At 65.1% G+C, this 22,951-nt stretch carries 22 protein-coding genes; 16 read left to right on the top strand and 6 right to left on the bottom strand.

Annotation, left to right across the window (positions count from 1 at the left end; genetic code table 11):
- Window positions 1-48: 48 nt before the first annotated feature.
- The 11 genes from AC6IY7_RS08565 (at window position 49) to rplA (ending at window position 7,178) form a co-directional block, all read left to right on the top strand.
- Window positions 49-1,446, top strand: coding sequence for a M48 family metalloprotease (locus AC6IY7_RS08565; protein ID WP_497782628.1), 1,398 nt, complete (start codon window positions 49-51; stop codon window positions 1,444-1,446).
- A gap of 148 nt (window positions 1,447-1,594) precedes the next feature.
- Complete coding sequence (locus AC6IY7_RS08570) at window positions 1,595-1,867, top strand: ribbon-helix-helix domain-containing protein (protein WP_497782629.1); 273 nt, start codon at window positions 1,595-1,597, stop codon at window positions 1,865-1,867.
- Window positions 1,868-2,176, top strand: a complete 309-nt coding sequence (locus tag AC6IY7_RS08575) for a type II toxin-antitoxin system RelE/ParE family toxin (protein WP_497782630.1) — start codon at window positions 1,868-1,870, stop codon at window positions 2,174-2,176. It abuts the gene before it with no gap.
- A 26-nt stretch (window positions 2,177-2,202) separates the two neighbouring features.
- Window positions 2,203-3,204: a 4-hydroxythreonine-4-phosphate dehydrogenase PdxA gene (gene pdxA / locus AC6IY7_RS08580; RefSeq protein ID WP_497782631.1), complete on the top strand. Its 1,002-nt coding sequence runs from the start codon at window positions 2,203-2,205 to the stop codon at window positions 3,202-3,204.
- Complete coding sequence (gene rsmA / locus AC6IY7_RS08585) at window positions 3,201-4,064, top strand: 16S rRNA (adenine(1518)-N(6)/adenine(1519)-N(6))-dimethyltransferase RsmA (protein WP_497782632.1); 864 nt, start codon at window positions 3,201-3,203, stop codon at window positions 4,062-4,064. Before pdxA ends, rsmA begins: the two co-directional genes overlap by 4 nt.
- A gap of 33 nt (window positions 4,065-4,097) precedes the next feature.
- Complete coding sequence (locus AC6IY7_RS08590) at window positions 4,098-4,322, top strand: hypothetical protein (protein WP_497782633.1); 225 nt, start codon at window positions 4,098-4,100, stop codon at window positions 4,320-4,322.
- Window positions 4,323-4,517: 195 nt separating this feature from the next.
- Complete coding sequence (gene secE, locus AC6IY7_RS08595; protein WP_497782634.1) at window positions 4,518-4,709, top strand: preprotein translocase subunit SecE; 192 nt, start codon at window positions 4,518-4,520, stop codon at window positions 4,707-4,709.
- Between the two features lie 61 nt (window positions 4,710-4,770).
- Window positions 4,771-5,301 (top strand): transcription termination/antitermination protein NusG, encoded by a 531-nt coding sequence (nusG, locus tag AC6IY7_RS08600; protein WP_497782635.1) that lies wholly within the window; start codon window positions 4,771-4,773, stop codon window positions 5,299-5,301.
- Window positions 5,302-5,365: 64 nt separating this feature from the next.
- Entirely contained in the window at window positions 5,366-5,641 is a 276-nt protein-coding gene (locus tag AC6IY7_RS08605) for a hypothetical protein (RefSeq protein ID WP_497782636.1), read from the top strand.
- 399 nt (window positions 5,642-6,040) lie between these two features.
- A complete protein-coding gene (gene rplK / locus AC6IY7_RS08610) occupies window positions 6,041-6,469 on the top strand; it encodes a 50S ribosomal protein L11 (protein ID WP_497782637.1) in 429 nt (142 codons plus the stop codon).
- A gap of 4 nt (window positions 6,470-6,473) precedes the next feature.
- Complete coding sequence (gene rplA / locus AC6IY7_RS08615) at window positions 6,474-7,178, top strand: 50S ribosomal protein L1 (protein ID WP_497782638.1); 705 nt, start codon at window positions 6,474-6,476, stop codon at window positions 7,176-7,178.
- A 45-nt stretch (window positions 7,179-7,223) separates the two neighbouring features.
- Here the strand turns inward: rplA and AC6IY7_RS08620 are convergent, their stop codons facing one another.
- Window positions 7,224-7,850, bottom strand: a complete 627-nt coding sequence (locus AC6IY7_RS08620) for a PAS domain-containing protein (RefSeq protein WP_497782639.1) — start codon at window positions 7,848-7,850, stop codon at window positions 7,224-7,226.
- 1,069 nt (window positions 7,851-8,919) lie between these two features.
- Here AC6IY7_RS08620 and rplJ point away from each other — a divergent pair.
- The 4 genes from rplJ to rpoC all read left to right on the top strand — a co-directional run bounded on the left by rplJ (window position 8,920) and on the right by rpoC (window position 18,616).
- Complete coding sequence (rplJ, locus tag AC6IY7_RS08625) at window positions 8,920-9,441, top strand: 50S ribosomal protein L10 (RefSeq protein WP_497782640.1); 522 nt, start codon at window positions 8,920-8,922, stop codon at window positions 9,439-9,441.
- A gap of 51 nt (window positions 9,442-9,492) precedes the next feature.
- Window positions 9,493-9,870 (top strand): 50S ribosomal protein L7/L12, encoded by a 378-nt coding sequence (rplL, locus tag AC6IY7_RS08630; RefSeq protein WP_497782641.1) that lies wholly within the window; start codon window positions 9,493-9,495, stop codon window positions 9,868-9,870.
- Between the two features lie 174 nt (window positions 9,871-10,044).
- A complete protein-coding gene (rpoB, locus tag AC6IY7_RS08635; RefSeq protein ID WP_497782642.1) occupies window positions 10,045-14,193 on the top strand; it encodes a DNA-directed RNA polymerase subunit beta in 4,149 nt (1,382 codons plus the stop codon).
- A gap of 232 nt (window positions 14,194-14,425) precedes the next feature.
- A complete protein-coding gene (rpoC, locus tag AC6IY7_RS08640; RefSeq protein WP_497782643.1) occupies window positions 14,426-18,616 on the top strand; it encodes a DNA-directed RNA polymerase subunit beta' in 4,191 nt (1,396 codons plus the stop codon).
- Between the two features lie 309 nt (window positions 18,617-18,925).
- Here the strand turns inward: rpoC and AC6IY7_RS08645 are convergent, their stop codons facing one another.
- The 5 genes from AC6IY7_RS08645 to AC6IY7_RS08665 all read right to left on the bottom strand — a co-directional run bounded on the left by AC6IY7_RS08645 (window position 18,926) and on the right by AC6IY7_RS08665 (window position 21,598).
- Entirely contained in the window at window positions 18,926-19,777 is an 852-nt protein-coding gene (locus AC6IY7_RS08645; RefSeq protein ID WP_497782644.1) for a hypothetical protein, read from the bottom strand.
- A 116-nt stretch (window positions 19,778-19,893) separates the two neighbouring features.
- A complete protein-coding gene (gene infC, locus AC6IY7_RS08650) occupies window positions 19,894-20,421 on the bottom strand; it encodes a translation initiation factor IF-3 (RefSeq protein ID WP_497782645.1) in 528 nt (175 codons plus the stop codon).
- Window positions 20,418-20,627: a hypothetical protein gene (locus tag AC6IY7_RS08655; RefSeq protein ID WP_497782646.1), complete on the bottom strand. Its 210-nt coding sequence runs from the start codon at window positions 20,625-20,627 to the stop codon at window positions 20,418-20,420. Before AC6IY7_RS08655 ends, infC begins: the two co-directional genes overlap by 4 nt.
- Entirely contained in the window at window positions 20,624-20,869 is a 246-nt protein-coding gene (locus tag AC6IY7_RS08660; RefSeq protein WP_497782647.1) for an FmdB family zinc ribbon protein, read from the bottom strand. Before AC6IY7_RS08660 ends, AC6IY7_RS08655 begins: the two co-directional genes overlap by 4 nt.
- A 78-nt stretch (window positions 20,870-20,947) precedes the next feature.
- Complete coding sequence (locus tag AC6IY7_RS08665) at window positions 20,948-21,598, bottom strand: DUF2239 family protein (protein ID WP_497782648.1); 651 nt, start codon at window positions 21,596-21,598, stop codon at window positions 20,948-20,950.
- 132 nt (window positions 21,599-21,730) lie between these two features.
- Between AC6IY7_RS08665 and AC6IY7_RS08670 the strand changes: the two genes are divergently transcribed.
- Window positions 21,731-22,915: a PQQ-dependent sugar dehydrogenase gene (locus tag AC6IY7_RS08670; protein WP_497782649.1), complete on the top strand. Its 1,185-nt coding sequence runs from the start codon at window positions 21,731-21,733 to the stop codon at window positions 22,913-22,915.
- The last annotated feature ends 36 nt before the right edge of the window (window positions 22,916-22,951 follow it).

Here is a 22,951-nt window from a genome sequence, read left to right on the forward strand (position 1 = left end):
CGGGGGCGGGTTTGCGTTCCGCTCCCGGTTGCGCCACTCTCGCGCCCCATGGATCGGAAACGCGACAAGCGGCGGACGCTTCTCACCGGCCTCCTGATCTTCACTCTCGGCGCGCCCGCGCGCGCCGAGGAGGATGGCCCGCGCGTCTCGATCATCCGCGACGCGGAAATCGAGCAATTATTGCGCGACTATACCGCGCCCGTTTTCAAGGCGGCGGGAATCCACAGCGGAGTGGCCAAGATCATTCTGGTCGGCGACCGTTCCTTCAACGCCTTCGTCGCCGACGGGCAGAAGATCTTCGTCAACACGGGCGCGCTGATGGAGGCGAAGACGCCCAATGAGATCATCGGCGTTCTCGCGCATGAGACCGGCCATATCGCCGGCGGCCATTTGGCGCGCGGGCGCCAGGAACTCGCCAAGGCGACGATCCTCTCCGTCGCCGGAATGCTGGCGAGCGCCGGCGCCATGGTCGCGGCGCGCGGCGCCTTCAACCGCCGCGATGGGCAGGTGGGCATGGATTCGGCCGGCGCCGTCGGAATTTTGCTCGGCCCGCAGGAGGCGGTGAAGCGCTCGCTGCTCGCCTATCAGCGCGGCGAGGAGCAGGCCGCCGACCGCATGGCGGTGCGCTTCCTCACCACGACGCAGCAATCCGCCAAGGGCATGTTGGAAGTGTTCAACCGCTTCGCCAGCGAATCCCTGTTCAAGACGACGGCGATCGATCCCTATCTGCAATCGCATCCGCTGCCGAATGAGCGCATCTCCAATCTCGATCAGGCCGCCAAGCAATCGCCCTATTTCGACGTTCCGGATTCGCCGGCTCTGCAGGCGCGCCATGATCTGATGCGGGCCAAGCTCATCGGCTTCATGGGGAATTCGGGCGAGGCGGCGCGGCGCTATCCGATCTCCGACCTCTCGCTGCCGGCGCGTTATGCGCGCGTCATCGCCGACAATCGCTTCGGGCGGCTCGACGACGCACTGCGCGGCGCCGACGCGCTCGTTTCCGCCGATCCGAAGAATCCTTACTTCTGGGAGCTGAAGGGGCAGATATTGCTCGAGGCCGGACGCGCCAGTCAGGCGATCGCGCCTTTGCGCAAGGCCGCGGCGATCGCCGGGCCGGCCTCGACGCCGATCCGCGTGCTGCTCGGCCATGCGCTGCTCTCGGCCGACGATCCCAAGCTCTTGAACGAGGCGGTGAGCGTGCTCGCCAACGCCACCCAGCGCGACGAGGACAGCGCCGACGCTTGGGAGTTTCTGTCCATGGCCTATTTCCGCAAGGGCGAGAACGCCAAGGCGCAGCTCGCGGCGGCCGAGGGCCTGTTCGTCGCCGGCAAATATGTGGAGGCGCGCACCCAGGCGACGCGCGCCCAGGCGCAGTTCAAGGAAGGCACGCAAGGCTGGCTGAAGGCCGACGATATTTTGACCTATCGGCCGCCGGGGAGCGAGTGAAGGCTACGTTTCCAGCCGAAGTAGACGCCGGTTCGGCGTTGGAAACACGTCGAAACAAAAGCTTACAATCTTTCCCTGTTTCAATGAAACAGGGAAAGATTGTAGCGAGCGGCCTTGGCTCCGCGCGACGCTGTGATATGAGGCAGTCATGACGATCACACTGACGAACGATCAGCGCGCCTGGCTCGAGGCGCATGTGACCCGCGGAGACTACGGCTCGATCGAGGAGGCCGTCCGGCAGCTGCTCGACGAGCGCATCGCCGAGGCCGAATTGATCGAGAACGACGATTTGGCCTGGGCGAAGCCGCTCGTCGACGAGGCGCTCTCAGAGGTCGCCGCGGGCCAGACCATGTCTCTGGACGAGCATGCGCGCCGGATCGACGCATTGCTCGGCGCCGAAACGCGCGCCAAGACGCGCTGAATGGCGCGCCTGCTGGTCTCCCGAAAGGCGCATGCCGATCTGGAGCGAATTCTATCCCATCTCGCCCATGCCGCAGGGCTCACGACGGCGCGGAAATATCAGGGCCTCTTCGAGCGTCTCTATCGCCGTATCGCGGATCATCCCGAGAGCGGCAGTCCGCGGGCCGCGCTCGGCAAAGGCGTCCGGATCGCGATCGTTTCGCCCTTCGTCCTGATCTATCGATATCGCGAGGGCGAGGAGTTTGCGATCGTTCTCAGGATCGTCCACGGTCGGCGCAAAATCGCGGGTAGCGATCTTCCTCGCGAATGAGCTCTTCTTCACGGAAGGACGATAAAGTGACCACGCTTTCCCTCGCCCTCACCCAGGGCGATCCCTCCGGGATCGGCCCCGAGCTGACGCTGAAGGCCTGGATGGCGCGGCGCGCGCGGGCGCTGCCGCCTTTCTTCGTGCTCGCCGATCCGGCGCAGCTCGCCCGCGCCGCCGCCGCGCTCGGGCTCGAGATCGCGCTGCGCGAGGTCGCGCCGCAGGAAGCGAGCGCAGTCTTCGACACGGCTCTGCCGGTGGTTCCGCACGGGTTTTCGGTTTGCGGCGCTCCGGGCGCGCCGGACCCCGCCGACGCCGCGGCGACGATCGGCTCGATCGAGCAGGCCGTCGCTCTGGTCGCCGAGGGAAAAGCGCGTGCGCTCGTCACCAATCCAATCGCCAAAAATGTGCTCTACGCCGCCGGCTTCGCGCATCCGGGCCATACGGAATTTCTCGCGGCGCTGGCGGCGCGGCGCTTCGGGTGCCCCTTCCGCCCGGTGATGATGCTCTACGCCGAGGAGCTCGCCGTCGTTCCCGCGACGATCCATGTCGCGCTCGCCGAGGTTCCGCGTCTGCTCACCCGCGCGCTGCTGGTGGAGACGGGCGAGATCGTCGCCGCCGATCTCGCCTCGCGCTTCGGCCTCGCTTCGCCGCGGCTCGCCTTCGCCGGGCTCAATCCGCACGCCGGCGAGAGCGGCGCCATGGGCCGCGAGGAGATCGACATCATCGCCCCCGCTGTCGCCGAGCTGCGCGCGCGGGGGATAGATGCGACCGGCCCGCATCCGGCCGACACCATGTTCCACGCCGCCGCCCGCGCGCGCTATGACGTCGCCATATGTCCGACGCATGATCAGGCGCTGATCCCGATCAAGACTCTGGCCTTCGACCGCGGCGTCAATGTCACGCTCGGCCTGCCTTTCGTGCGCACCTCGCCCGATCATGGCACGGCCTTCGACGTCGCCGGGAAGGGCGTCGCCGAGGCGACGAGCCTCATAGAGGCGATCCGCCTCGCCGACCGCATGACGGCGCGATGATCGACGATCTGCCGCCTTTGCGCGAGGTGGTCGCGCGCCATGGGCTGATGGCCAGCCGGGCGCTCGGCCAGAATTTCCTCTTCGACCTCAACCTCACCGCCCGCATCGCCCGCGCCGCCGGGCCGCTCGAGGGCGCCACCATCGTCGAGATCGGCCCCGGCCCGGGCGGCCTCACACGGGCGCTGCTCGCCGAGGGCGCCTCCCGCGTCATCGCCGTCGAGCGCGACGCGCGCTGCATTCCGGCGCTGCGCGAGATCGAGGCGCGCTATCCCGATCGTCTCGTCATCATGGAGGGCGACGCGCTCGCCGCCGATCCGGCCGAGCTGGCGCGGCTGCACGGGCTCGGCGGGCCGGCGCGCATCTGCGCCAATCTTCCCTATAATATCGCCACCGAGCTGCTGGCGCGCTGGATCGAGGCGGAGCCCTGGCCGTCGGTCTTCGACCGCCATGTGCTGATGTTCCAGCGCGAGGTCGCCGAGCGCATCGTCGCGACGCCGGCGCAGCGCGCCGATTATGGACGGCTCGCCGTGCTCTGCGGCTGGCGGACGCGCGCGCGCATCTTGTTCGATCTCTCGCCGGCGGCTTTCACGCCCCCGCCCAAGGTCACCTCCTCGGTGGTGGAGCTCGTCCCCAACCCCTCGCCGCTTCCCTGCGATCCGAAGCTGTTGTCGCAGGTGGCGAAAGCCGCCTTCGGCCAGAGGCGCAAAATGCTGCGCCAGAGCCTGAAGGCGCTGCCGGCGGCGGGCCTCGACGTCGCCGCTCTGCTCGCCCGGGCCGGAATTGAGGAGACGCGCCGGGCCGAGGAGATCGACATCGGCGGATTCGTCGCATTGGCGCAGGCTCTGGCCGTTCTATCTTGAATCTGCGGCGCCGATGGACGAGGAGCGGCAGGCATGACGAAATTCTATTTTGCGGCTGTGGAGACCGAGGAAGGCCTCCGCGCCGAGCTCAAGATCGCGACCCCTTTTTCGCTCGCGGCGGATGTCTTCGATCCGAGCGCGAGCTTTGCCGATTACGAGGCGAAGCTCGATGGCGCGCTGCGCGAATTGGAGCGCACGCGCGACGAGGCCCGCGCCTGGTTCGCCAAGCATGCGGGCGGGGAGGCCGCGTTGCGCTGACGGAGGCGGGCCGCCCACGCCGGGCCGAATTTGCTGTCGAATTTCCGCTTGGCGGCCCCGCTGGACTCGATTATAAGACCCGGATGCGTGGCGCGCGGCCTGGGGCCCCGCGCCGCGACTGTTTTGTGGCGCGCCTCGCCGAATCCTGGAGGCCGCGATCTTCGGCTCGGTGAAAACATCTCGGTTCGGTGAAGAATGGCCAATCCGTTTCAGTTTCTGCAAGACGTGCGCTCGGAAGCGAGCAAGGTCGTCTGGCCGACGCGCCGCGAGACCTTGATCACCTCCGGGCTGGTGGTGCTCATGGTGCTTGCCGCGAGTCTGTTCTTCGTTGTCGTGGATCAGGGACTTCGCCTCGCCGTCGGCCTGCTGCTGAAGATCGGCCAGTAAGGCCGAGACAAGCGCCGGCGCGCCGATCGTCGAGAGCGAAAATTTTGGAGCTTGTCGCGCCGTGAGCATGCGCTGGTATATCGTCCACGCCTATTCGAACTTCGAGAAGAAGGTCGCCGACTCCATTCGCGAAGGGGCCGCGCAGCGCAATCTCACCGACCAGTTCGAGGAGATTCTCGTGCCGACCGAGCAGGTCGTCGAGGTGCGCCGCGGCCGCAAGGTGAGCTCGGAGCGCAAGTTTTTCCCCGGCTATGTGCTGGTGAAATGCGATCTCTCCGATCAGGTGTTCTCGCTCATCAAGAACACGCCGAAAGTGACCGGCTTCCTCGGGGCGGACAATAAGCCGATGCCGATCAGCGAGGCGGAGGCGATGCGCATCAAGGGCCAGGTGGCCGAGGGCGTCGAGCGCCCCAAGCCCTCGATCTCTTTCGAGATCGGCGAGACCGTTCGCGTCGCCGACGGCCCCTTCGCCTCCTTCAACGGCGTGGTGGAGGAAGTGGACGAGGCCCGCTCGCGGCTCAAAGTGGCGGTGTCCATCTTCGGCCGGCCGACTCCGGTGGAGCTGGAATTCGCGCAGGTGGAGAAGGTTTGAGGCGGCGCGGCCGAAAACGTGCTAAAGATGTGAGACGTTGTCGAAATCGGCCGACGGAGCCATGATGAGCGAGGAGCCCGAGAATTTCACCTTGGCGCTGCTGCGCAAGATCGACGCGAAGGTCGACGCGCTTCGCGACGAGATGTCCGAGTTCCGATTGGCGACCAAAAGCGAATTCGCCGACGTTCGTTCGGAAATCAATTCGCAGATCAATTCGCTGCGCGCCGATGTGGCCTCTGACATGCTGAGCCTGGAAAAGCGTCTGAGCGATCAGATTGTCGGATTGCGTCGCTCGGTGATGGAATATCCCTCTTCGGCGATCGGCATGGCGTGCTGCTGACCGAGTTCGAGGAGCGCCTGCGCCGCCTCGAGCAGCATGTGGGGCTCCCGCCCGAAGGGCATTGAAGGTTCGGCGGGCTGCAGGCGCGCCTGAAGGCGCGCGGTCCGATGACGCGAATTCCCTCTCCCGCCAGCGGGAGAGGGTGGCCCGGTGTAAGCCGGGTCGAGTGAGGGCCCTTGCAAGCGATCTGGTTTCGGATGAGAACCCTCATCCGACCGCGCTTCGCGGGGCCGCCTTCTCTCGTTCTGCGGGAGAAGGAGATAGCCTCCCGTCCCGCGGGAGGAAAAGCCGTGGCGGACGCGCCCCCGACGCCAGGGGGAGACCGCGTCGGACCACGAACTGCAACCGGCGGCCTGGACGCGGAAGCGTTCCGGGACCGCTAATCGTTGGAGATGAGACATGGCGAAGAAAATCGCCGGCTACATCAAGCTGCAAGTGCCGGCGGGCGCGGCCAATCCCTCGCCGCCCATCGGTCCCGCGCTCGGTCAGCGCGGCCTCAACATCATGGAATTCTGCAAGGCCTTCAACGCCAAGACGGCGCAGATGGAGAAGGGGACGCCGATCCCCGTCATCATCACGGCCTTTCAGGACCGCTCCTTCACCTTCGAGCTGAAGCAGCCCCCGGTCTCTTTCTTCCTCAAGCAGGCGGCGGGCGTCAAATCGGGCTCGAAGACGACCGGACGCGGTTTCGTCGGCCAGGTCACGCGGACGCAGATCCGCGAGATCGCCGCGAAGAAGCTCCAGGACCTCAACACGACGTCGATCGACGCGGCCGCGTCGATGATCGAGGGCTCGGCCCGTTCCATCGGCCTCGAAGTGGTGGGGTGAGACCATGGCTCATATCGGAAAACGCATCGCCAAGGCCCGCGAGGGCGTCGAGCGCACCAAGCTCTACCCCGTCGACGAGGCGATCAAGCTGGTTCGCGCCAGCGCCACCGCCAAATTCGACGAGTCGGTCGAAATCGCCATGAATCTCGGCGTCGACCCCAAGCATGCGGACCAGATGGTGCGCGGCGTCGTCAATCTGCCGAACGGCACCGGCCGCACGCTGCGCGTCGCCGTCTTCGCCCGCGGCGCCAAGGCCGATGAGGCCAAGGCCGCCGGAGCCGACATCGTCGGCGCGGAGGAACTCGTCGCCATCGTCCAGGGCGGCACGATCGAGTTCGACCGCTGCATTGCGACGCCCGAGCTGATGCCGCTCGTCGGCCGTCTCGGCAAGGTGCTCGGCCCGCGCGGCATGATGCCGAACCCCAAGGTCGGCACGGTGACGATGGACGTCGCCGGAGCGGTGAAGGCCTCCAAGGGCGGCGCCGTCGAGTTCCGCGTCGAGAAGGCCGGCATCGTGCAGGGCACGGTGGGCAAGACCTCCTTCGAGGAGGGCAAGCTCGCCGAGAACATCCGCGCCTTCGTGGATGCGGTGGCCAAGGCCAAGCCCGCCGGCTCCAAGGGCACCTATATCCAGCGCGTTGCGCTCAGCTCCACCCAGGGGCCCGGCGTGAAAGTGGATGTGGCGACGCTCGGCGCGACGCAGGGCTGACTCGAGACGGCGGCCGACGGCCGCTGTTCTCCGCTATTCGCAAGATCATCGACGCGAGGGGTCGTCTTCTCGCGTCGAATCATTTGTGGTCGCGCCCCCTTCATAGACTTTGAAACGCGGCCGCCTCGGCAGATCCCGCGTCTGCGTCCCCGAGGGAATCGGCAACATCAGCGCCGTTTCCTCGCCGAGCACGCGCAAAGACATGATGTTCAGCGTCTCGACCGGCGTCCGCCCGAGCCATAGCGGCCGCTCTCCCGGGGCCAGAGAGCCCAGCACGCGGGCGTGCGTCTTCCCGAAATACCGGACAGGCAGGAGCAGGAGCTCGAAATCCGCGATTTCGATCCCGCCGACCAGATAGCCCCTCGCGCCGGCGACGACCGGGGTCGTGTCGTCTGTGACGATGCGCAGGATCGTTCTCACATCCTCGCGACCGGCCTCGCTCCAAATTCCGAGGAACGATCGGCTCGGCCGCTCTGGCGGCCAAAAGGCGCCGACGCGCGCGCCGCAGAGCTTGGCCGGAACGAAATAGCTCAACTCCGTTTCGATGACGAATGCGTCGGAAAGAGTCTGAAATGTGTTTGCCAGATCCATCTCATGGCAGTCTGGCGCCGCACGATCTCCTTTAAAGCCCCTCCAATAATCGTACAATATTCTGTTGGCTGGATGTCTCATGCCGCCTCCCGCCCTCGAGCGACGCTCCCGGTCCGCTCAAGTCGCGGCCGAGGCGGTGTTTCCGGGTCGCGGCGCATGGCTGTCCGCAACGAACCGTCCGCATGACGGTCAATCTTCTGAGAAGATAGTGATATCGAATAGATACGTTCGACACGCCGATCCCCGGATGAACATCCGGGTCGACGAGCTTCGACAATTCGAGTGATCGAACGTCTGTTTGATCAAATGCTCAGCCAGGACGCTTTAAGGTAAACAAGCCGTCTTTTTTTCGTTATGATCTCGATCTAGAGCGACGTCTGAATTTCGGGATAAAAAATGTTCAATGAAGCAGGCGCCGAACGGCGCACGAACGAACGAAAGAGTCCGAATGGGCGGGGCGCCCGTCTCGAACTCCTGTCTCAGGGAATTTGCCGGCTTCTGGGTCATTCGATCATTGCTCTCGTCATCGCTTTCGGTTTCTTGAAAATTGCCTATGTCGAAGCTCGAGCTATCATCCGGGCGAGTCGCGGCTTTTTCAGGGCTGGAGCCGAGGCTCGGCCAGCGCCTGGAGCGGAGGCGGGGGCGAAATTTTTGCTTGGCAAACGCATTAGCCCCCTTTAATAAGGTCTTTCGGGGGTCGGCCAGCGTTCGCGACCCCCTTTTCAGATAACAGCTTCCGTCGAACCCGATCCCTCGAAGTGGGAAGAGGCGAGGCGGTGGATAGGCCGGCGGACCCGGGGGAGATTCCTCGCGTCCCGTCCGGCCATGTCCTGTCCGAGACTGCCGGCGCTAGTCCAAGGGTCACACCGAGGACCGGCTCAATCGGCTCGAAGGACGGCGGAGCCATCCGCCCCCGACGAGCGGCCTGCATAGACGGGGAAGACCGGAATTGTAGGGCCGGCGCGGCGCTTTTCAAAGCTCGCGCGCGGTCTTTCGAATTTGGTTGGCGCCCCTCTGATCCGAGGCGAGGCCGTTTCGGCCCCACGCCGAGGGGACAGGATCTACGGCGCCGTCGTTCTCGCCGCTCCCCGCGGCGATGCGACGGCTCATCGCAACGGCGGGGTTCGCCCCGCTCGAGGAGAGAGCAACCGTGGACAGAGCGGAGAAAGCCCAAGCCGTCGCGGCGTTGAACGAGGTCTTTGCCAAGACCCCGGTCGTCGTCGTGGCGCATTACTCCGGCCTGACCGTCGCCCAGATGCAGAAGCTGCGCAAGCAGGCTCGTGAATCTGGCGCGTCCGTTCAGGTCGCCAAGAACCGCCTCGCCAAAATCGCTCTCGACGGCACGAGCGTCGCTTCGATCGGCCCCCTTCTGAAGGGGCCGACCCTGATCGCCTATTCGGACGATCCGGTGGCGGCGCCGAAGGTCGCTGCAGCCTTCGCCAAGGATCACGACAAATTCGTCATCCTCGGCGGCGCGCTCGGCGCCCAAGCGCTCGACCCGGACGGTGTGAAGTCGCTCGCGACTCTCCCGTCGCTCGACGAGCTGCGCGCGAAGCTCCTGGGCCTCATCCAGGCGCCCGCGACAAAGCTCGCGCAGCTCACGACCGCTCCGGCTGGAAAGCTGGCGCGCGTGGTCCAGGCCTATGCCGACAGAGACGCGAACGCGGCCTGAAAACAGGCGGCTCGCATACCCAACCAACCAAATTCGAAGGACTGAAGACCAATGGCCAATCTAGAAAAGATCGTCGAAGAGCTGTCCAGCCTGACCGTGCTCGAGGCCGCCGAGCTCGCCAAGCTTCTCGAGGAGAAGTGGGGCGTGTCCGCCGCCGCCGCCGTGGCTGTCGCCGCGGCTCCGGGCGCGGCCGCCGCCGCCGCTCCGGTGGAGGAGCAGACCGAGTTCAGCGTGATTCTGGCCGCCGTCGGCGACAAGAAGATCGAGGTCATCAAGGAGGTCCGCGCGATCACCGGCCTCGGCCTCAAGGAGGCCAAGGATCTGGTCGAGGGCGCTCCCAAGCCGGTCAAGGAAGGCGCGTCCAAGGACGAGGCCGAGAAGATCAAGGCCGCCCTCGAGAAGGTCGGCGCCAAGGTCGAGCTCAAGTAAGACGAGGAACACCCCTCTCCCGCGCGTCCCGCGGGAGAGGGCTTTCGGCGCGTTGACCCTAAGTTGACCCTAAGGAGCGGACGGCGAATAGCGAATAGCGAATAGAAGACTCCACGATATTCGCTATTCGCAACTCGCTATTCGCTTTCATTACGAAGAGGATCGAGAGGCGACATGGCTCAGACTTCGGCGCAGACTTTCTCCGGTCGCAAGCGTGTCCGCAAATTCTTCGGGCATATCCGCGAAGCCGCGGAAATGCCCAATCTGATCGAAGTGCAAAAAGCCTCCTATGACCAGTTCCTGCTCGTCGACGAGCCCGCTGGCGGGCGCCCCGACGAGGGCCTGCAGTCGGTCTTCAAATCCGTTTTCCCGATTTCCGATTTCTCTCAGGTCGCTTTGCTCGAATTCGTCCGCTACGAGTTCGAGCCGCCGAAATACGACGTCGACGAGTGCCGCCAGCGCGGCATGACCTTCGCCGCGCCGCTGAAGGTGACGCTGCGCCTCATCGTGTTCGATGTCGATCCCGACACGCAGGCGAAGTCGGTCAAGGATATCAAGGAGCAGGACGTCTATATGGGCGACATGCCCTTCATGACGGCGAACGGCACCTTCATCGTCAATGGCACAGAGCGCGTCATCGTGTCGCAGATGCATCGCTCGCCGGGCGTGTTCTTCGATCACGACAAGGGCAAGAGCCACTCCTCCGGCAAGCTCTTGTTCGCGGCCCGCATCATTCCCTATCGCGGCTCCTGGCTCGACATAGAGTTCGACGCCAAGGACATCGTCTATGCGCGCATCGACCGTCGCCGCAAACTTCCGGCGTCGTCGCTGCTGTTCGCGCTCGGCATGGACGGCGAGGAAATCCTCTCCACCTTCTACAAGACCATCCTTTTCAAGGCCTCGGGCGACAGCTGGCGCCAGCCCTTCGATCCCGAGCGGCTGAAGGGCGTGAAGGCGGTCAACGACATCGTCGACGCCGACACCGGCGAGGTGATCGTCGAGGCCGGCAAGAAGCTGACCGCGCGCGCCGCCCGCCAGCTCGCCGAAAAGGGCGTCAAGGCGATCAAGATCCAGCCCGAGGACCTCTACGGCCAGTTCCTCGCCCAGGACCTCTATGATCCGTCGACGGGCGAGATTTTCGCTGAGGCCGGCGACGAGATCACGCTCAAGACGTTGCCGCTGCTCGTCGAGAAGGGCTTCGACGAGCTGCCGGTGCTCGACATCGACCATATCAACATCGGTCCCTATATTCGGAACACGCTGGCCGTCGACAAGAATTCGTCGCGCGAGGAAGCGCTGTTCGACATCTACCGCGTCATGCGTCCCGGCGAGCCGCCGACGATGGATACGGCGGAAGCGATGTTCTATTCGCTGTTCTTCGATCCCGAGCGCTATGACCTCTCGGCGGTCGGCCGCGTGAAGATGAACATGCGTCTCGACCTCGACGCGCCCGACACGATGCGCGTGCTGCGCAAGGACGACATCGTCGCCGTCGTGCGCGCGCTCGTCGATCTGCGCGACGGCCGCGGCGAGATCGACGACATCGACCATCTCGGCAACCGCCGCGTCCGCAGCGTGGGCGAGCTGATGGAGAATCAGTATCGTCTCGGCCTCCTGCGCATGGAGCGCGCGATCAAGGAGCGCATGTCCTCGGTCGACATCGACACGGTGATGCCGCAGGACCTCATCAACGCCAAGCCGGCGGCGGCGGCGGTGCGCGAGTTCTTCGGCTCGTCGCAGCTCTCGCAATTCATGGACCAGACCAATCCGCTGTCGGAGATCACCCATAAGCGCCGCCTCTCGGCGCTCGGTCCGGGCGGTCTGACGCGCGAGCGCGCCGGCTTCGAGGTGCGCGACGTGCATCCGACGCATTACGGCCGCATCTGTCCGATCGAGACGCCGGAAGGTCCGAACATCGGCCTCATCAACTCGCTCGCGACTTTTGCGCGCGTGAACAAATACGGCTTCATCGAGGGGCCGTATCGCCGCGTGCGCGACGGCAAGGTGACGAGCGAGGTCGCCTATCTCTCCGCCATGGAGGAGCAGAAATACCACGTCGCCCAGGCCAATGCGCCGATCGACGCGGAGGGTAATCTGCTCGAGGAGCTGGTGCTCTGTCGTCACGCCGGCGATGTCGTGCTCGTCCCGCGCGAGCGCGTCGACGCGATGGATGTGTCGCCCAAGCAGCTCGTCTCGGTCGCCGCGGCGCTCATCCCGTTCCTCGAGAACGATGACGCCAACCGCGCGCTGATGGGCTCCAACATGCAGCGCCAGGCCGTGCCGCTGGTGAAGGCGGACGCGCCGCTCGTCGGCACCGGCATGGAGCCGATCGTCGCCGCCGACTCGGGCGCCGCCATCGCCGCGCGCCGCGCCGGCGTCGTCGATCAGATCGACGCGACGCGTATCGTCGTCCGCGCGACGGAAGAGCAGGACCCGACCAAGCCCGGCGTCGACATCTACCGTCTGATGAAGTTCCAGCGCTCCAACCAGTCGACCTGCATCAATCAGAAGCCGCTGGTGAAGGTCGGCGATTATGTGACGAAGGGCGACATCATCGCCGACGGTCCCTCGACCGATCTCGGCGATCTGGCGCTCGGCCGCAATGTGCTCGTCGCCTTCATGCCGTGGAACGGCTACAACTTCGAGGACTCGATCCTCCTCAACGAGCGCATCGTCAAGGACGACGTCTTCACCTCGATCCATATCGACGAATTCGAGGTGATGGCGCGCGACACCAAGCTCGGCCCGGAGGAGATCACGCGCGATATTCCGAACGTCTCGGAAGAGACGCTGAAGAATCTCGACGAGGCCGGCATCGTCTATATCGGCGCGGAAGTGCAGGCGGGCGACATTCTCGTCGGCAAGATCACGCCCAAGGGCGAGAGCCCGATGACGCCGGAAGAAAAGCTGCTGCGCGCCATCTTCGGCGAGAAGGCGTCCGATGTGCGCGACACCTCGCTGCGCGTGCCGCCGGGCGTTCAGGGCACGATCGTCGAAGTGCGCGTGTTCAATCGCCATGGCGTCGAGAAGGACGAGCGCGCCCAGGCGATCGAGCGCGAGGAGATCGAGCGTCTCGCCAAGGATCGCGACGACGAGCTCGCCATCCTCGACCGCAACACTTACGCCCGTCTCTTCGAGATGCTGGTCGGCAAGGTCGCGATCGCGGGGCCGAAGACCTTCAAGAAGGACCAGCCGCTCAACCAGGCGATCCTCGACGAATATCCCCGCTCGCAGTGGTGGACCTTCGTCATCGAGGACGACAATCTGATGAGCGGCATCGAGGCCGTGCGCAAGCAATATGACGAGTCGAAGAAGGGTCTCGAGAACCGCTTCCTCGACAAGGTCGAGAAGCTGCAGCGCGGCGACGAGCTGCCCCCCGGCGTGATGAAGATGGTCAAGGTCTTCGTCGCGGTGAAGCGCAAGATCCAGCCCGGCGACAAAATGGCCGGACGCCACGGCAATAAGGGCGTGGTCTCGCGCATCGTGCCGCAGGAGGACATGCCCTTCCTCGAGGACGGCCAGCCGGTCGATATCGTGCTGAACCCGCTCGGCGTGCCGAGCCGCATGAATGTCGGGCAGATTCTGGAGACGCATCTGGGCTGGGCCTGCGCCGGTCTCGGCAAGCAGGTGGGCGCCGCCGTCGACGCCTATATGCGCAGCAAGGATACGAAGCCGCTTCGGGAGAAGCTCACCGACATCTACGGGCCGAACGAGTCGCTCGAGGGACTCGACGACACGACGGTGGTGGAGGTCGGCAAGAATCTGCGCCGCGGCGTGCCGATCGCGACGCCGGTGTTCGACGGCGCGCGCGAGAAGGACATCGTCGAGATGCTGTCGCGGGCGGGGCTCGCCTCCTCCGGTCAGGTGACCTTGTTCGACGGACGCACGGGCGAGGCCTTCGATCGTAAGGTGACGGTCGGCTACATCTATATGCTGAAGCTGCATCACCTCGTCGACGACAAGATCCACGCCCGCTCGATCGGCCCTTATTCGCTGGTCACGCAGCAGCCGCTGGGCGGCAAGGCCCAGTTCGGCGGACAGCGTTTCGGCGAGATGGAGGTGTGGGCGCTCGAGGCCTATGGCGCGGCCTATACGCTGCAGGAGATGCTCACCGTGAAATCGGACGACGTCGCCGGCCGCACCAAGGTCTATGAGTCGATCGTGCGCGGCGACGACACTTTCGAGTCGGGCATTCCCGAGAGCTTCAACGTGCTCATCAAGGAGATGCGTTCGCTGGCGCTCAATGTCGAGCTCACCTCCGCCGAGCCCGAGGAGGATGAGGAGACGCCGCCCGCCGAGACGACGGCCGAGGCGGCCGAATAAAGCCGCCGCTCTTCCTTCTCCCACTTGTGGGAGAAGGTGGCCCTCGCGTCAGCGAGGGTCGGATGAGGGCCGGCGCCGCTCGCGCGAGCCTAAAGGACCCTCACCCGACCCGGCTCCGCCGGGCCACCCTCTCCCGCAAGCGGGAGAGGGGTGCGCACCGAGGTTTATGGGCGCGACGGACCGAGATGGCGAGCACAGCGCGCGATCCGTCCTGCGTCTCTAGGAGAAGACCATGAATCAGCAAGAGGTCATGAATCTCTTCAATCCGGTCGTCCAGCCGCAGGCGTTCGACCAGATTCAGATTTCGATCGCGAGCCCGGAGAAAATCCTCTCCTGGTCGTTCGGCGAGATCAAAAAGCCGGAGACGATCAACTACCGGACCTTCAAGCCGGAGCGCGACGGCCTGTTCTGCGCCCGCATCTTCGGTCCGATCAAGGATTACGAGTGCTTGTGCGGCAAGTACAAGCGCATGAAATACAAGGGCGTCATCTGTGAGAAATGTGGCGTCGAGGTCACGCTGGCGCGCGTGCGCCGCGACCGCATGGGCCACATCTCGCTCGCCGCGCCCGTCGCGCATATCTGGTTCTTGAAGTCGCTGCCCTCGCGCATCGGCCTTCTGCTCGACATGACGCTGAAGGATCTCGAGCGCATCCTCTACTTCGAGAGCTATATCGTCATCGATGCGGGCCTGACACCCCTGAAGGAGCGTCAGCTCCTGACCGAGGACGAATATCTGCGCGCCCAGGACGAATATGGGCAGGATCACTTCACGGCCATGATCGGCGCCGAGGCGATCCGCAAAATCCTCGAGTCGATGGACCTCGAGGGCATCGCCGTGCGGCTGCGCCAGGAGATCGCCGAGGCGACCACCGAGCTCAAGCCCAAGAAGCTCGCCAAGCGCCTGAAGATCATCGAGGCCTTCATCCAGTCCGGCAATAAGCCGGAATGGATGATCCTGAAGGAAATCCCCGTCATTCCGCCGGACCTGCGCCCGCTGGTTCCGCTCGACGGCGGCCGTTTCGCGACCTCGGACCTCAATGATCTCTATCGCCGCGTCATCAACCGCAACAATCGACTGAAGCGGCTGATCGAGCTGCGCGCGCCGGACATCATCATCCGCAACGAGAAGCGCATGTTGCAGGAGGCCGTCGACGCTCTGTTCGACAATGGCCGCCGCGGCCGCGTCATCACCGGCGCCAATAAGCGCCCGCTGAAGTCGCTCGCCGACATGCTGAAAGGCAAGCAGGGCCGCTTCCGTCAGAACCTGCTCGGCAAGCGCGTCGACTATTCCGGCCGCTCGGTCATCGTCGTGGGCCCGGAGCTCAAGCTCCATCAATGCGGCCTGCCGAAGAAGATGGCGCTGGAGCTGTTCAAGCCCTTCATCTATTCGCGCCTCGACGCGAAGGGCCATTCGGCCACGGTGAAGCAGGCCAAGAAGCTGGTCGAGAAAGAGAAGCCGGAGGTTTGGGACATCCTCGACGAGGTGATCCGCGAGCATCCGGTGCTGCTCAATCGCGCGCCCACGCTCCACCGCCTCGGCATTCAGGCCTTCGAGCCGGTGCTGATCGAGGGCAAGGCGATCCAGCTGCATCCGCTCGTCTGCGCGGCCTTCAACGCCGACTTCGACGGCGACCAGATGGCCGTGCACGTCCCGCTGTCGCTGGAAGCGCAGCTCGAGGCGCGCGTGCTGATGATGTCGACCAACAACATCCTGCATCCGGCCAATGGTCAGCCGATCATCGTGCCGTCGCAGGACATTGTTCTCGGCCTCTATTATCTGTCGCTGGAGCGCGATGGCGAGCCTGGCCAGGGCATGATGTTCGCCGATCAGGGCGAGATCGAGCATGCGCTGGCCGCCAAGGCGATCACGCTGCAGACCAAGATCAAGGGCCGCGCCTGGACCTATGACGAGAAGGGCCAACGCGTGTCGAAGATATTCGACACGACGCCCGGCCGTCTGATCCTCGGCCAGCTGCTGCCGCGCAATCCGAAGATTCCCTTCGACGCAGCCAATAAGCTGATGACGAAGAAGGAAATCTCCAACATGATCGACACCGTCTACCGCAACTGCGGTCAGAAGGAGACGGTGATCTTCTGCGATCGCATCATGTCCCTCGGCTTCCGCGAGGCGTTCAAGGCGGGCATCTCCTTCGGCAAGGACGACATGGTCATCCCGGAGACGAAGGAGCGCATCATCGAGGAGACGCGCGGCGCGACCAAGGAATATGAGCAGCAGTACAATGACGGCCTCATCACCCAGGGCGAGAAATACAATAAGGTTGTCGACGCCTGGATGAAGTGCTCGGAGAAGCTCGCCGAGGAGATGATGATCCGCATCTCCACCGTCCGCAAGGACGAGCATGGCCGCGATCTGCCGATCAACTCCATCTATATGATGTCCCACTCGGGCGCGCGCGGCTCGCCCGCGCAGATGAAGCAGCTCGCGGCGATGCGCGGCCTCATGACCAAGCCCTCGGGCGAGATCATCGAGACCCCGATCATCTCGAACTTCAAAGAGGGCCTCACCGTTCTCGAATACTTCAACTCCACCCACGGCTCGCGCAAGGGCCTGTCGGACACGGCGTTGAAGACCGCGAACTCGGGCTATCTCACGCGTCGTCTCGTCGACGTGGCGCAGGATTCGATCATCACCACGGTCGATTGCGGCACCGAGAAGGGCATTCGCATGCGGGCGATCATCGACGCCGGCCAGGTCGTCGCCTCGCTCACCTCGCGCATTCTCGGCCGCACCGCGGCGGAGGATCTGCGCGACCAGCAGGGCAAGGTGATCGTCCCCAATGGCGAGATGATCCAGGAATGGCATATCGAGCCGATCAACGCCGCCGGTCTTCAGGAGGTGAAGATCCGTTCGGTGTTGACCTGCGAATCCAAGAACGGCGTCTGCGGCAAATGCTACGGGCGCGACCTCGCCCGCGGCACGCCCGTCAATATGGGCGAGGCGGTGGGCGTCATCGCGGCGCAGTCGATCGGCGAGCCGGGCACGCAGCTCACCATGCGCACCTTCCACATCGGCGGCGCGGCGCAGCTCGCCGACCAGTCCTTCGTCGAGTCGAATTTCGAAGGCACGGTGCATATCCGCAACCGCCATGTCGCACGCAACTCGGATGGCGATCTCATCGTCATGGCGCGTAACGTCGCGGCGGTGATCGTCGGGCCGGACGGCGTCGAGCGCGCCGTCAATCGTATCCAATATGGCGCGAGGCTGAAGGTCGACGAGGGCGACAAGATCAAGCGCGGCGATCGCATCGCGGAATGGGACCCCTATACGCGTCCCATCGTCAGCGAGGTCGACGGCGGGATCGGCTTCGAGGATCTGGTCGAAGGCCAATCGGTGACCGAGACGGCCGACGAATCGACCGGCATCACCAAGCGCGTCGTCATGGATTGGCGTCTCAACACGCGCTCGGCGAGCCTCAAGCCGGCGATCCTCATCAAGGGCGCCGACGGCAAGGTGATCAAGCTGCAGCGCGGTGGCGAGGCCCGCTACACGCTGCCGGCCGACTCGATCATCGCGGTCGAGCCGGGCGGGCAGATTAAGGCCGGCGACATTGTCGCGCGTATCTCGCTCGAGAGCGCCAAGACGCGCGACATCACCGGCGGTCTGCCGCGCGTCGCCGAGTTGTTCGAGGCGCGCCGTCCCAAGGATCACGCGATCATCGCGGAGATCTCCGGCACGGTGCAATTCGGCCGCGACTATAAGAACAAGCAGCGCCTCTCCATCGTCCCGCACGAGGAGGGCGCCGAGCCGGTCGAATATCTGATCCCCAAGGGCAAGCACATCCATCTCCAGGACGGCGACGTCGTGGAGAAGGGCGACTATATCGTCGACGGCAATCCGGCGCCGCACGACATTCTGGCGATCAAGGGTGTGGAGGAGCTGGCCGCTTACCTCGTCAACGAGATCCAGGAGGTCTATCGGCTGCAGGGCGTCAACATCAACGACAAGCACATAGAAGTGATCGTGCGTCAGATGTTGCAGAAGGTCGATATCGTCGACGCCGGCGACACCGGCTTCCTCGATGGCGAGCAGGTCGATCTCACCGAGCTCGAGGAGGCCAACGCCAAGGCGCTGGAAGAGGGCGGCAAGCCGGCCCATGGCACGCCGGTTCTGCTCGGCATCACCAAGGCCTCGCTACAAACGCGCTCCTTCTTCTCGGCGGCCTCCTTCCAGGAGACCACGCGCGTGCTCACCGAGGCGGCGGTCAATGGCAAGGTCGATCCGCTGGTCGGTCTCAAGGAGAATGTCATCGTCGGCCGGCTGATCCCGGCGGGCACGGGCGCGGCCATGGCGAAGTTCCGTGGCATCGCCACCGGCCGCGACGATCTCATCATCGAGCAGCGCGCCGCGGAAGCCGAGGCGCGTCCGACGACGCCGCGCCTGCCGCCCGCCGCGGCGGAGTGAGGCGGAACGCCTCACTCCCTCTCCTCGTCAGCGGGTAGAGGAAGAGACCAGCGCCGCGCATAATGAAAAAGGCCGCCAGCGATCGGCGGCCTTTTTTCGTGCTGACGAGTGGAAGAAGGATTCGCGCCGAATCTTCGCGGGCGTGCGGCCTTCGTTTGCAAAACCAAAAAAAGCTCGCGTCCCTTCTCCCTCCTGCGGGAGAAGGTGGCCCTCGCGTCAGCGAGGGTCGGATGAAGGCTTCGAGCCGCCCTAGGACGCTGGAGTTCTGGACACAGCGAGCCCTTCAGCCGCAAGCCGACCGATATCGCGCTATCGCTTCTTGCGGCCTCCGGCCTCGGCCGTTTTCTTGAAGCCCTTCGCGAGCTGCGTGCCGAGCGCGAGAGCGCGCGCTTCGGTCACGCGCAGCGCGCAATAGCCGAAATCCGCCTCCTGGATATAGGAACGGCAAATCTCCTCGCGGCGCGCCGAAAATCCCGCCTGCTCGCGCACCAGCTCCTTGCGCTGCGCCTTTTCCGATTTGATCTTGTCGTAGAGCGCCTTGAAGTCGTTGCGCACCGTCTGGTCGATGCGGGCGCGCATCGTCAGCATGTCACCGGCGCGCTTGGGGTCGAAATCACCGGCGCCCATGCCCCAGAGCCCATTGGGATCGGCGCGGCAATCGGCCTGCTTCAGCTCGCAGGCCTTACCCTCGGCGCTGACCAGAATCGCGCCGTCGAGCGCGTCGAAGCCGAAGGGGCAGGCTGGAAACTCCACCTCATAGCGATGAAGCCCGCTCGCCGTCTCCCGCGGCGTGAGCCGCAGCGGCTCGGAGACCTCGATCCGGCAGGTCTCGCCGGAGCGCGTCAGCCGATCGCCGATCAGCGACAGCCGCGCCACCTCGAGCGCGCCGCCGCGGCGCTGCAATTCGATCGAGCCGCGCGCTTCGCCATCCTGATAGAGGACGCGGCCGAGGATCGAGTCCTCGCTCGGCAATTTGGGAGCGACAGGCGCGACGGCGGCCCGCGGTTTCGGCTTGGGCGTTTCGGCCGGCGCCGCGACAGCGCCCGTCGGCGCAGGCGCGATGGCGCCCGGCAGAGCCATCTGCGCGACGGCGCCGGTCGAGGCGGCGAGAGCCGAAAAAAGCGCCGCGCCGAGAATCGCGCGGGAGGACACGTTGGACATGAAAGACAACAAAGACTGAAAGACGCGGCCTCGGCAAGTGCTTCGGCAAATGCCTCGACAAGCCCCTCGAAAGCGCCTCGACAAGTGCGGATCGAGGCCCCGTCCGATGCGGCGTGTCAACGCGGCGCGAGCACCATGATCATTTGGCGGCCTTCCATCGAGGGCTCGAGCTCGACCTTGGCGATGGTCGCCGTCTCCGCCTTGACGCGGCTCATCAGACGGTAGCCGATGTCCTGATGGGCGATCTCACGGCCGCGAAAGCGCAATGTGACCTTGACCTTGTCGCCCTCTTCGAAAAAGCGCAGCACGGCCTTCATCTTCACATCATAGTCGTGCTCGTCGATGCCGGGGCGGAGCTTGATCTCCTTGACCTCGACGATCTTCTGCTTCTTGCGGGCCTCGGCGGCCTTCTTCTGTTCGAGAAATCGAAATCTTCCGTAATCGAGGATTTTGCAGACCGGCGGCTCGGAATTGGGCGCGATCTCGACGAGATCGAGCGCAGCCGTCTCCGCCAGAGAGAGGGCGTCGGGCAGCGCGACCACACCGTGGTTCTTGCCTTCCGAGTCGATCAGTTGCACCTCGCGCGCGCGAATCTCCCGGTTGATGCGCGGACCCTCCTTCTGTGGGGCCGCGGTGCTCTTCATTGGACGGCGAATGGATGTTCTCCCTTCAGGATGAAACCGATCGTCAGCCGATCCGAGCCGATTCGCGAGAGAAAGCGGCATAAAGCCGCCACCTCCCCCGGGACGACCCGGCGGATGGCCGACGTCGAAAGAATCTCACTCTCTTCGACGAAGTCAACCGTCGAGATGTAACTATTCTCGGCGAAGTGGTCGAAATCCGCGCTCAACCGCAATCCGCGAAGGCGGGACAGGCTGCGCCGCAGCCCCCCGCTCCACCCATAGTGGCGCAGGACGGCTCGGCGGCGCAGGACGGCTCGGCTTCGCCGCCGCTCGCGGGCTTGGCGATGAGCGAGAGCTGGCGCGTCAATTCGACGCTTCTGCAGGCGGGACATGCGGGAATGTCGTCAGAGCGCACCAATGTCTCGAATGCATTGTCGCAGGAATTACAGCTATAGGCATAGAGCGGCATCGATATCCTCGTTACCGAGAAGACGTTCCGGCGATTACATGCGCTCGAGGCCGCGCCATTGCAAGCCGTGGCTCCTGCTCACTCGCTGCGGGCGAGGCGCAGCGCATAGGCGCGGACGTCCTTCGGCCAATCGGCCATTTGCGTTTCGAATCGCGCGGCGTCTCCGGCAAACAGCGCGCGTAGCGCCTCCTCATAGCCCGGCAGATTTCCGGCGACCGCCGACAAAAAGCGATAGGCGGCCTCGCGCGCCTCGCGCTGACGCCCTTCCGCTCCGCCGTCGCGACGCGCATTCTCGACGAGCCGCCGCAGCGTCGCCGAAGCGCCGCCTGGCTGCGCGGCGAGCCAGTCCCAATGGCGCGGCAGCAGAGTGATCTCGCGCGCGACGACGCCGAGCTTCGGACGCCCGCGTCCGCGCGCACCATCCTCGGTAGCGTCCGGCTCGGCGCCATTCGGCTCCGCCGCCGCGCTTCGGGCCCTGCTGCGTGCCCTGTCGCCCACGGCGGGGGCGGGCGGCGCGGCGAGCCTCGCGATGATCTCGGCTTTCGCGCCGCGCAGATCGAGATCGACGACTTCGCCGGTCGCATCGTCAAAGGTGAGAATAAAGCCGTCGGCCGCGTCGGCGTTCTTGATCGCCAATGCGACTTCGATCAGAGGGCCGGCGGCCAGCATCCGGCCTTCGGCGAAAGCGGCGCAGGGCCGCGACAAACGGGAGAGCGCTTCGTTTTCCATGGGAAATTTATACCCGTTATAAAATAGCAGAGTCAATAATACCCGGAATAAATAATCCGCGGGCGGCCTGCGCCTGCGCCCCTATCTGTTTCGGTGCGCGGCTCCTTTCGGATCGCGACGGAGATCGCCCGCATGATTCGCCGATTCGCCCTTTGCCTCATTTTGTGCGCGACGCCGATCCTCGCCGCGCGCGCGGAGCCTTCGGTGGAGGCCGAAACGCGACGAATCGAGACGGATCTGCGCCGCATCCGGCTGCCGGAGGGCTTCTCCATCTCGCTCTATGCGCTGGTTCCCCATGCGCGCACGCTCGCCGTCGGCGCGCGCGGCGCGGCCATCTTCGTCGGCACGGATGCGAGCCGCGTTCATGTGCTGACGCCGGGCGGCGAGCGCGCGGCCTCCATCGACACATTCGCGCCGGACGCCCCTTTCGTCATTCCGCACGGCCTGTGCTTCGACAAGGAGGGCGCGCTGTTCGTCGTCGAGCAGAATCGCATTTCGAGCTTTGCCGAGGCGGAGAAGGACTGGCGAGGGCTCGCCTGGAAAGATGCGCGCAATCTCGCGCCGCAGGGCGGGCTCGTCCCCGCCGCCGAGCAGAGCGCCAATCACACGACGCGCGTCTGCCGCATCGGGCCGGATGGCAAGCTCTATGTCGCGCTGGGCCAGCCCTACAACGTCACCCCGCGCGAAAAGCTCGAGCTCTATGACCGTATCGGCATGGGCGGCATCATCCGCATGAATCGCGACGGCTCGGGCCGCGACGTTTTCGCGCGCGGCATTCGCAATTCCGTGGGGATGGATTTCGATCCCGCAGACGGCGTGCTTTGGTTCACCGACAATCAGGTCGATCGCATGGGCGACGACGCGCCGCCCGGCGAATTGAATCGCGCGCCGCAGCCGGGATTGCATTTCGGCTTCCCCTGGTATGGCGGCGGCCATGTGCGCACGTACGAATATTCGCGCGACGAGCCGCCGGCGGGGGTCGTCTTTCCGCAGGTGGAGGAGGCGCCGCACGCCGCCGATCTCGGCATGGTCTTCTACCGGGGCGCGGCTTTCCCGCCCTATTACCGCGGCGGGATTTTCTCCGCGCAGCACGGCTCCTGGGACCGCACCATGCCGATCGGCGCGCGGCTGATGTTCACCCGCGTCGGCCCGGAGGGAAAGCGCGGCGTCAGCGAGCCTTTCGCGGAAGGCTGGAACATTGGCGATCCGCAATATCTCGGCCGGCCGGTGGATGTGGCGGAATTGCCGGACGGCTCGCTGCTAGTGACGGATGACCAGAATGGGGCAGTGTATCGGATCGTCTATAAAGCGCCGTGACTTGGCGCCTGGATCGCTTCGTCGCGCCGCTCCTCG

The sequence above is a fragment of the Methylosinus sp. is20ea genome, from assembly GCF_059718135.1.

Excerpts from the sequence above, each read along its gene's own strand:
- AC6IY7_RS08565 (WP_497782628.1), top strand. The coding sequence starts at position 49 with ATGGATCGGAAACGCGACAAGCGGCGGACGCTTCTCACCGGCCTCCTG.
- AC6IY7_RS08570 (WP_497782629.1), top strand. The coding sequence starts at position 1,595 with ATGACGATCACACTGACGAACGATCAGCGCGCCTGGCTCGAGGCGCAT.
- AC6IY7_RS08575 (WP_497782630.1), top strand. The coding sequence starts at position 1,868 with ATGGCGCGCCTGCTGGTCTCCCGAAAGGCGCATGCCGATCTGGAGCGA.
- rsmA (WP_497782632.1), top strand. The coding sequence starts at position 3,201 with ATGATCGACGATCTGCCGCCTTTGCGCGAGGTGGTCGCGCGCCATGGG.
- AC6IY7_RS08590 (WP_497782633.1), top strand. The coding sequence starts at position 4,098 with ATGACGAAATTCTATTTTGCGGCTGTGGAGACCGAGGAAGGCCTCCGC.
- secE (WP_497782634.1), top strand. The coding sequence starts at position 4,518 with ATGGCCAATCCGTTTCAGTTTCTGCAAGACGTGCGCTCGGAAGCGAGC.
- AC6IY7_RS08605 (WP_497782636.1), top strand. The coding sequence starts at position 5,366 with ATGAGCGAGGAGCCCGAGAATTTCACCTTGGCGCTGCTGCGCAAGATC.
- rplK (WP_497782637.1), top strand. The coding sequence starts at position 6,041 with ATGGCGAAGAAAATCGCCGGCTACATCAAGCTGCAAGTGCCGGCGGGC.
- rplA (WP_497782638.1), top strand. The coding sequence starts at position 6,474 with ATGGCTCATATCGGAAAACGCATCGCCAAGGCCCGCGAGGGCGTCGAG.
- AC6IY7_RS08620 (WP_497782639.1), bottom strand. The coding sequence starts at position 7,850 with ATGAGACATCCAGCCAACAGAATATTGTACGATTATTGGAGGGGCTTT.
- rplL (WP_497782641.1), top strand. The coding sequence starts at position 9,493 with ATGGCCAATCTAGAAAAGATCGTCGAAGAGCTGTCCAGCCTGACCGTG.
- rpoB (WP_497782642.1), top strand. The coding sequence starts at position 10,045 with ATGGCTCAGACTTCGGCGCAGACTTTCTCCGGTCGCAAGCGTGTCCGC.
- rpoC (WP_497782643.1), top strand. The coding sequence starts at position 14,426 with ATGAATCAGCAAGAGGTCATGAATCTCTTCAATCCGGTCGTCCAGCCG.
- AC6IY7_RS08645 (WP_497782644.1), bottom strand. The coding sequence starts at position 19,777 with ATGTCCAACGTGTCCTCCCGCGCGATTCTCGGCGCGGCGCTTTTTTCG.
- infC (WP_497782645.1), bottom strand. The coding sequence starts at position 20,421 with ATGAAGAGCACCGCGGCCCCACAGAAGGAGGGTCCGCGCATCAACCGG.
- AC6IY7_RS08660 (WP_497782647.1), bottom strand. The coding sequence starts at position 20,869 with ATGCCGCTCTATGCCTATAGCTGTAATTCCTGCGACAATGCATTCGAG.
- AC6IY7_RS08665 (WP_497782648.1), bottom strand. The coding sequence starts at position 21,598 with ATGGAAAACGAAGCGCTCTCCCGTTTGTCGCGGCCCTGCGCCGCTTTC.
- AC6IY7_RS08670 (WP_497782649.1), top strand. The coding sequence starts at position 21,731 with ATGATTCGCCGATTCGCCCTTTGCCTCATTTTGTGCGCGACGCCGATC.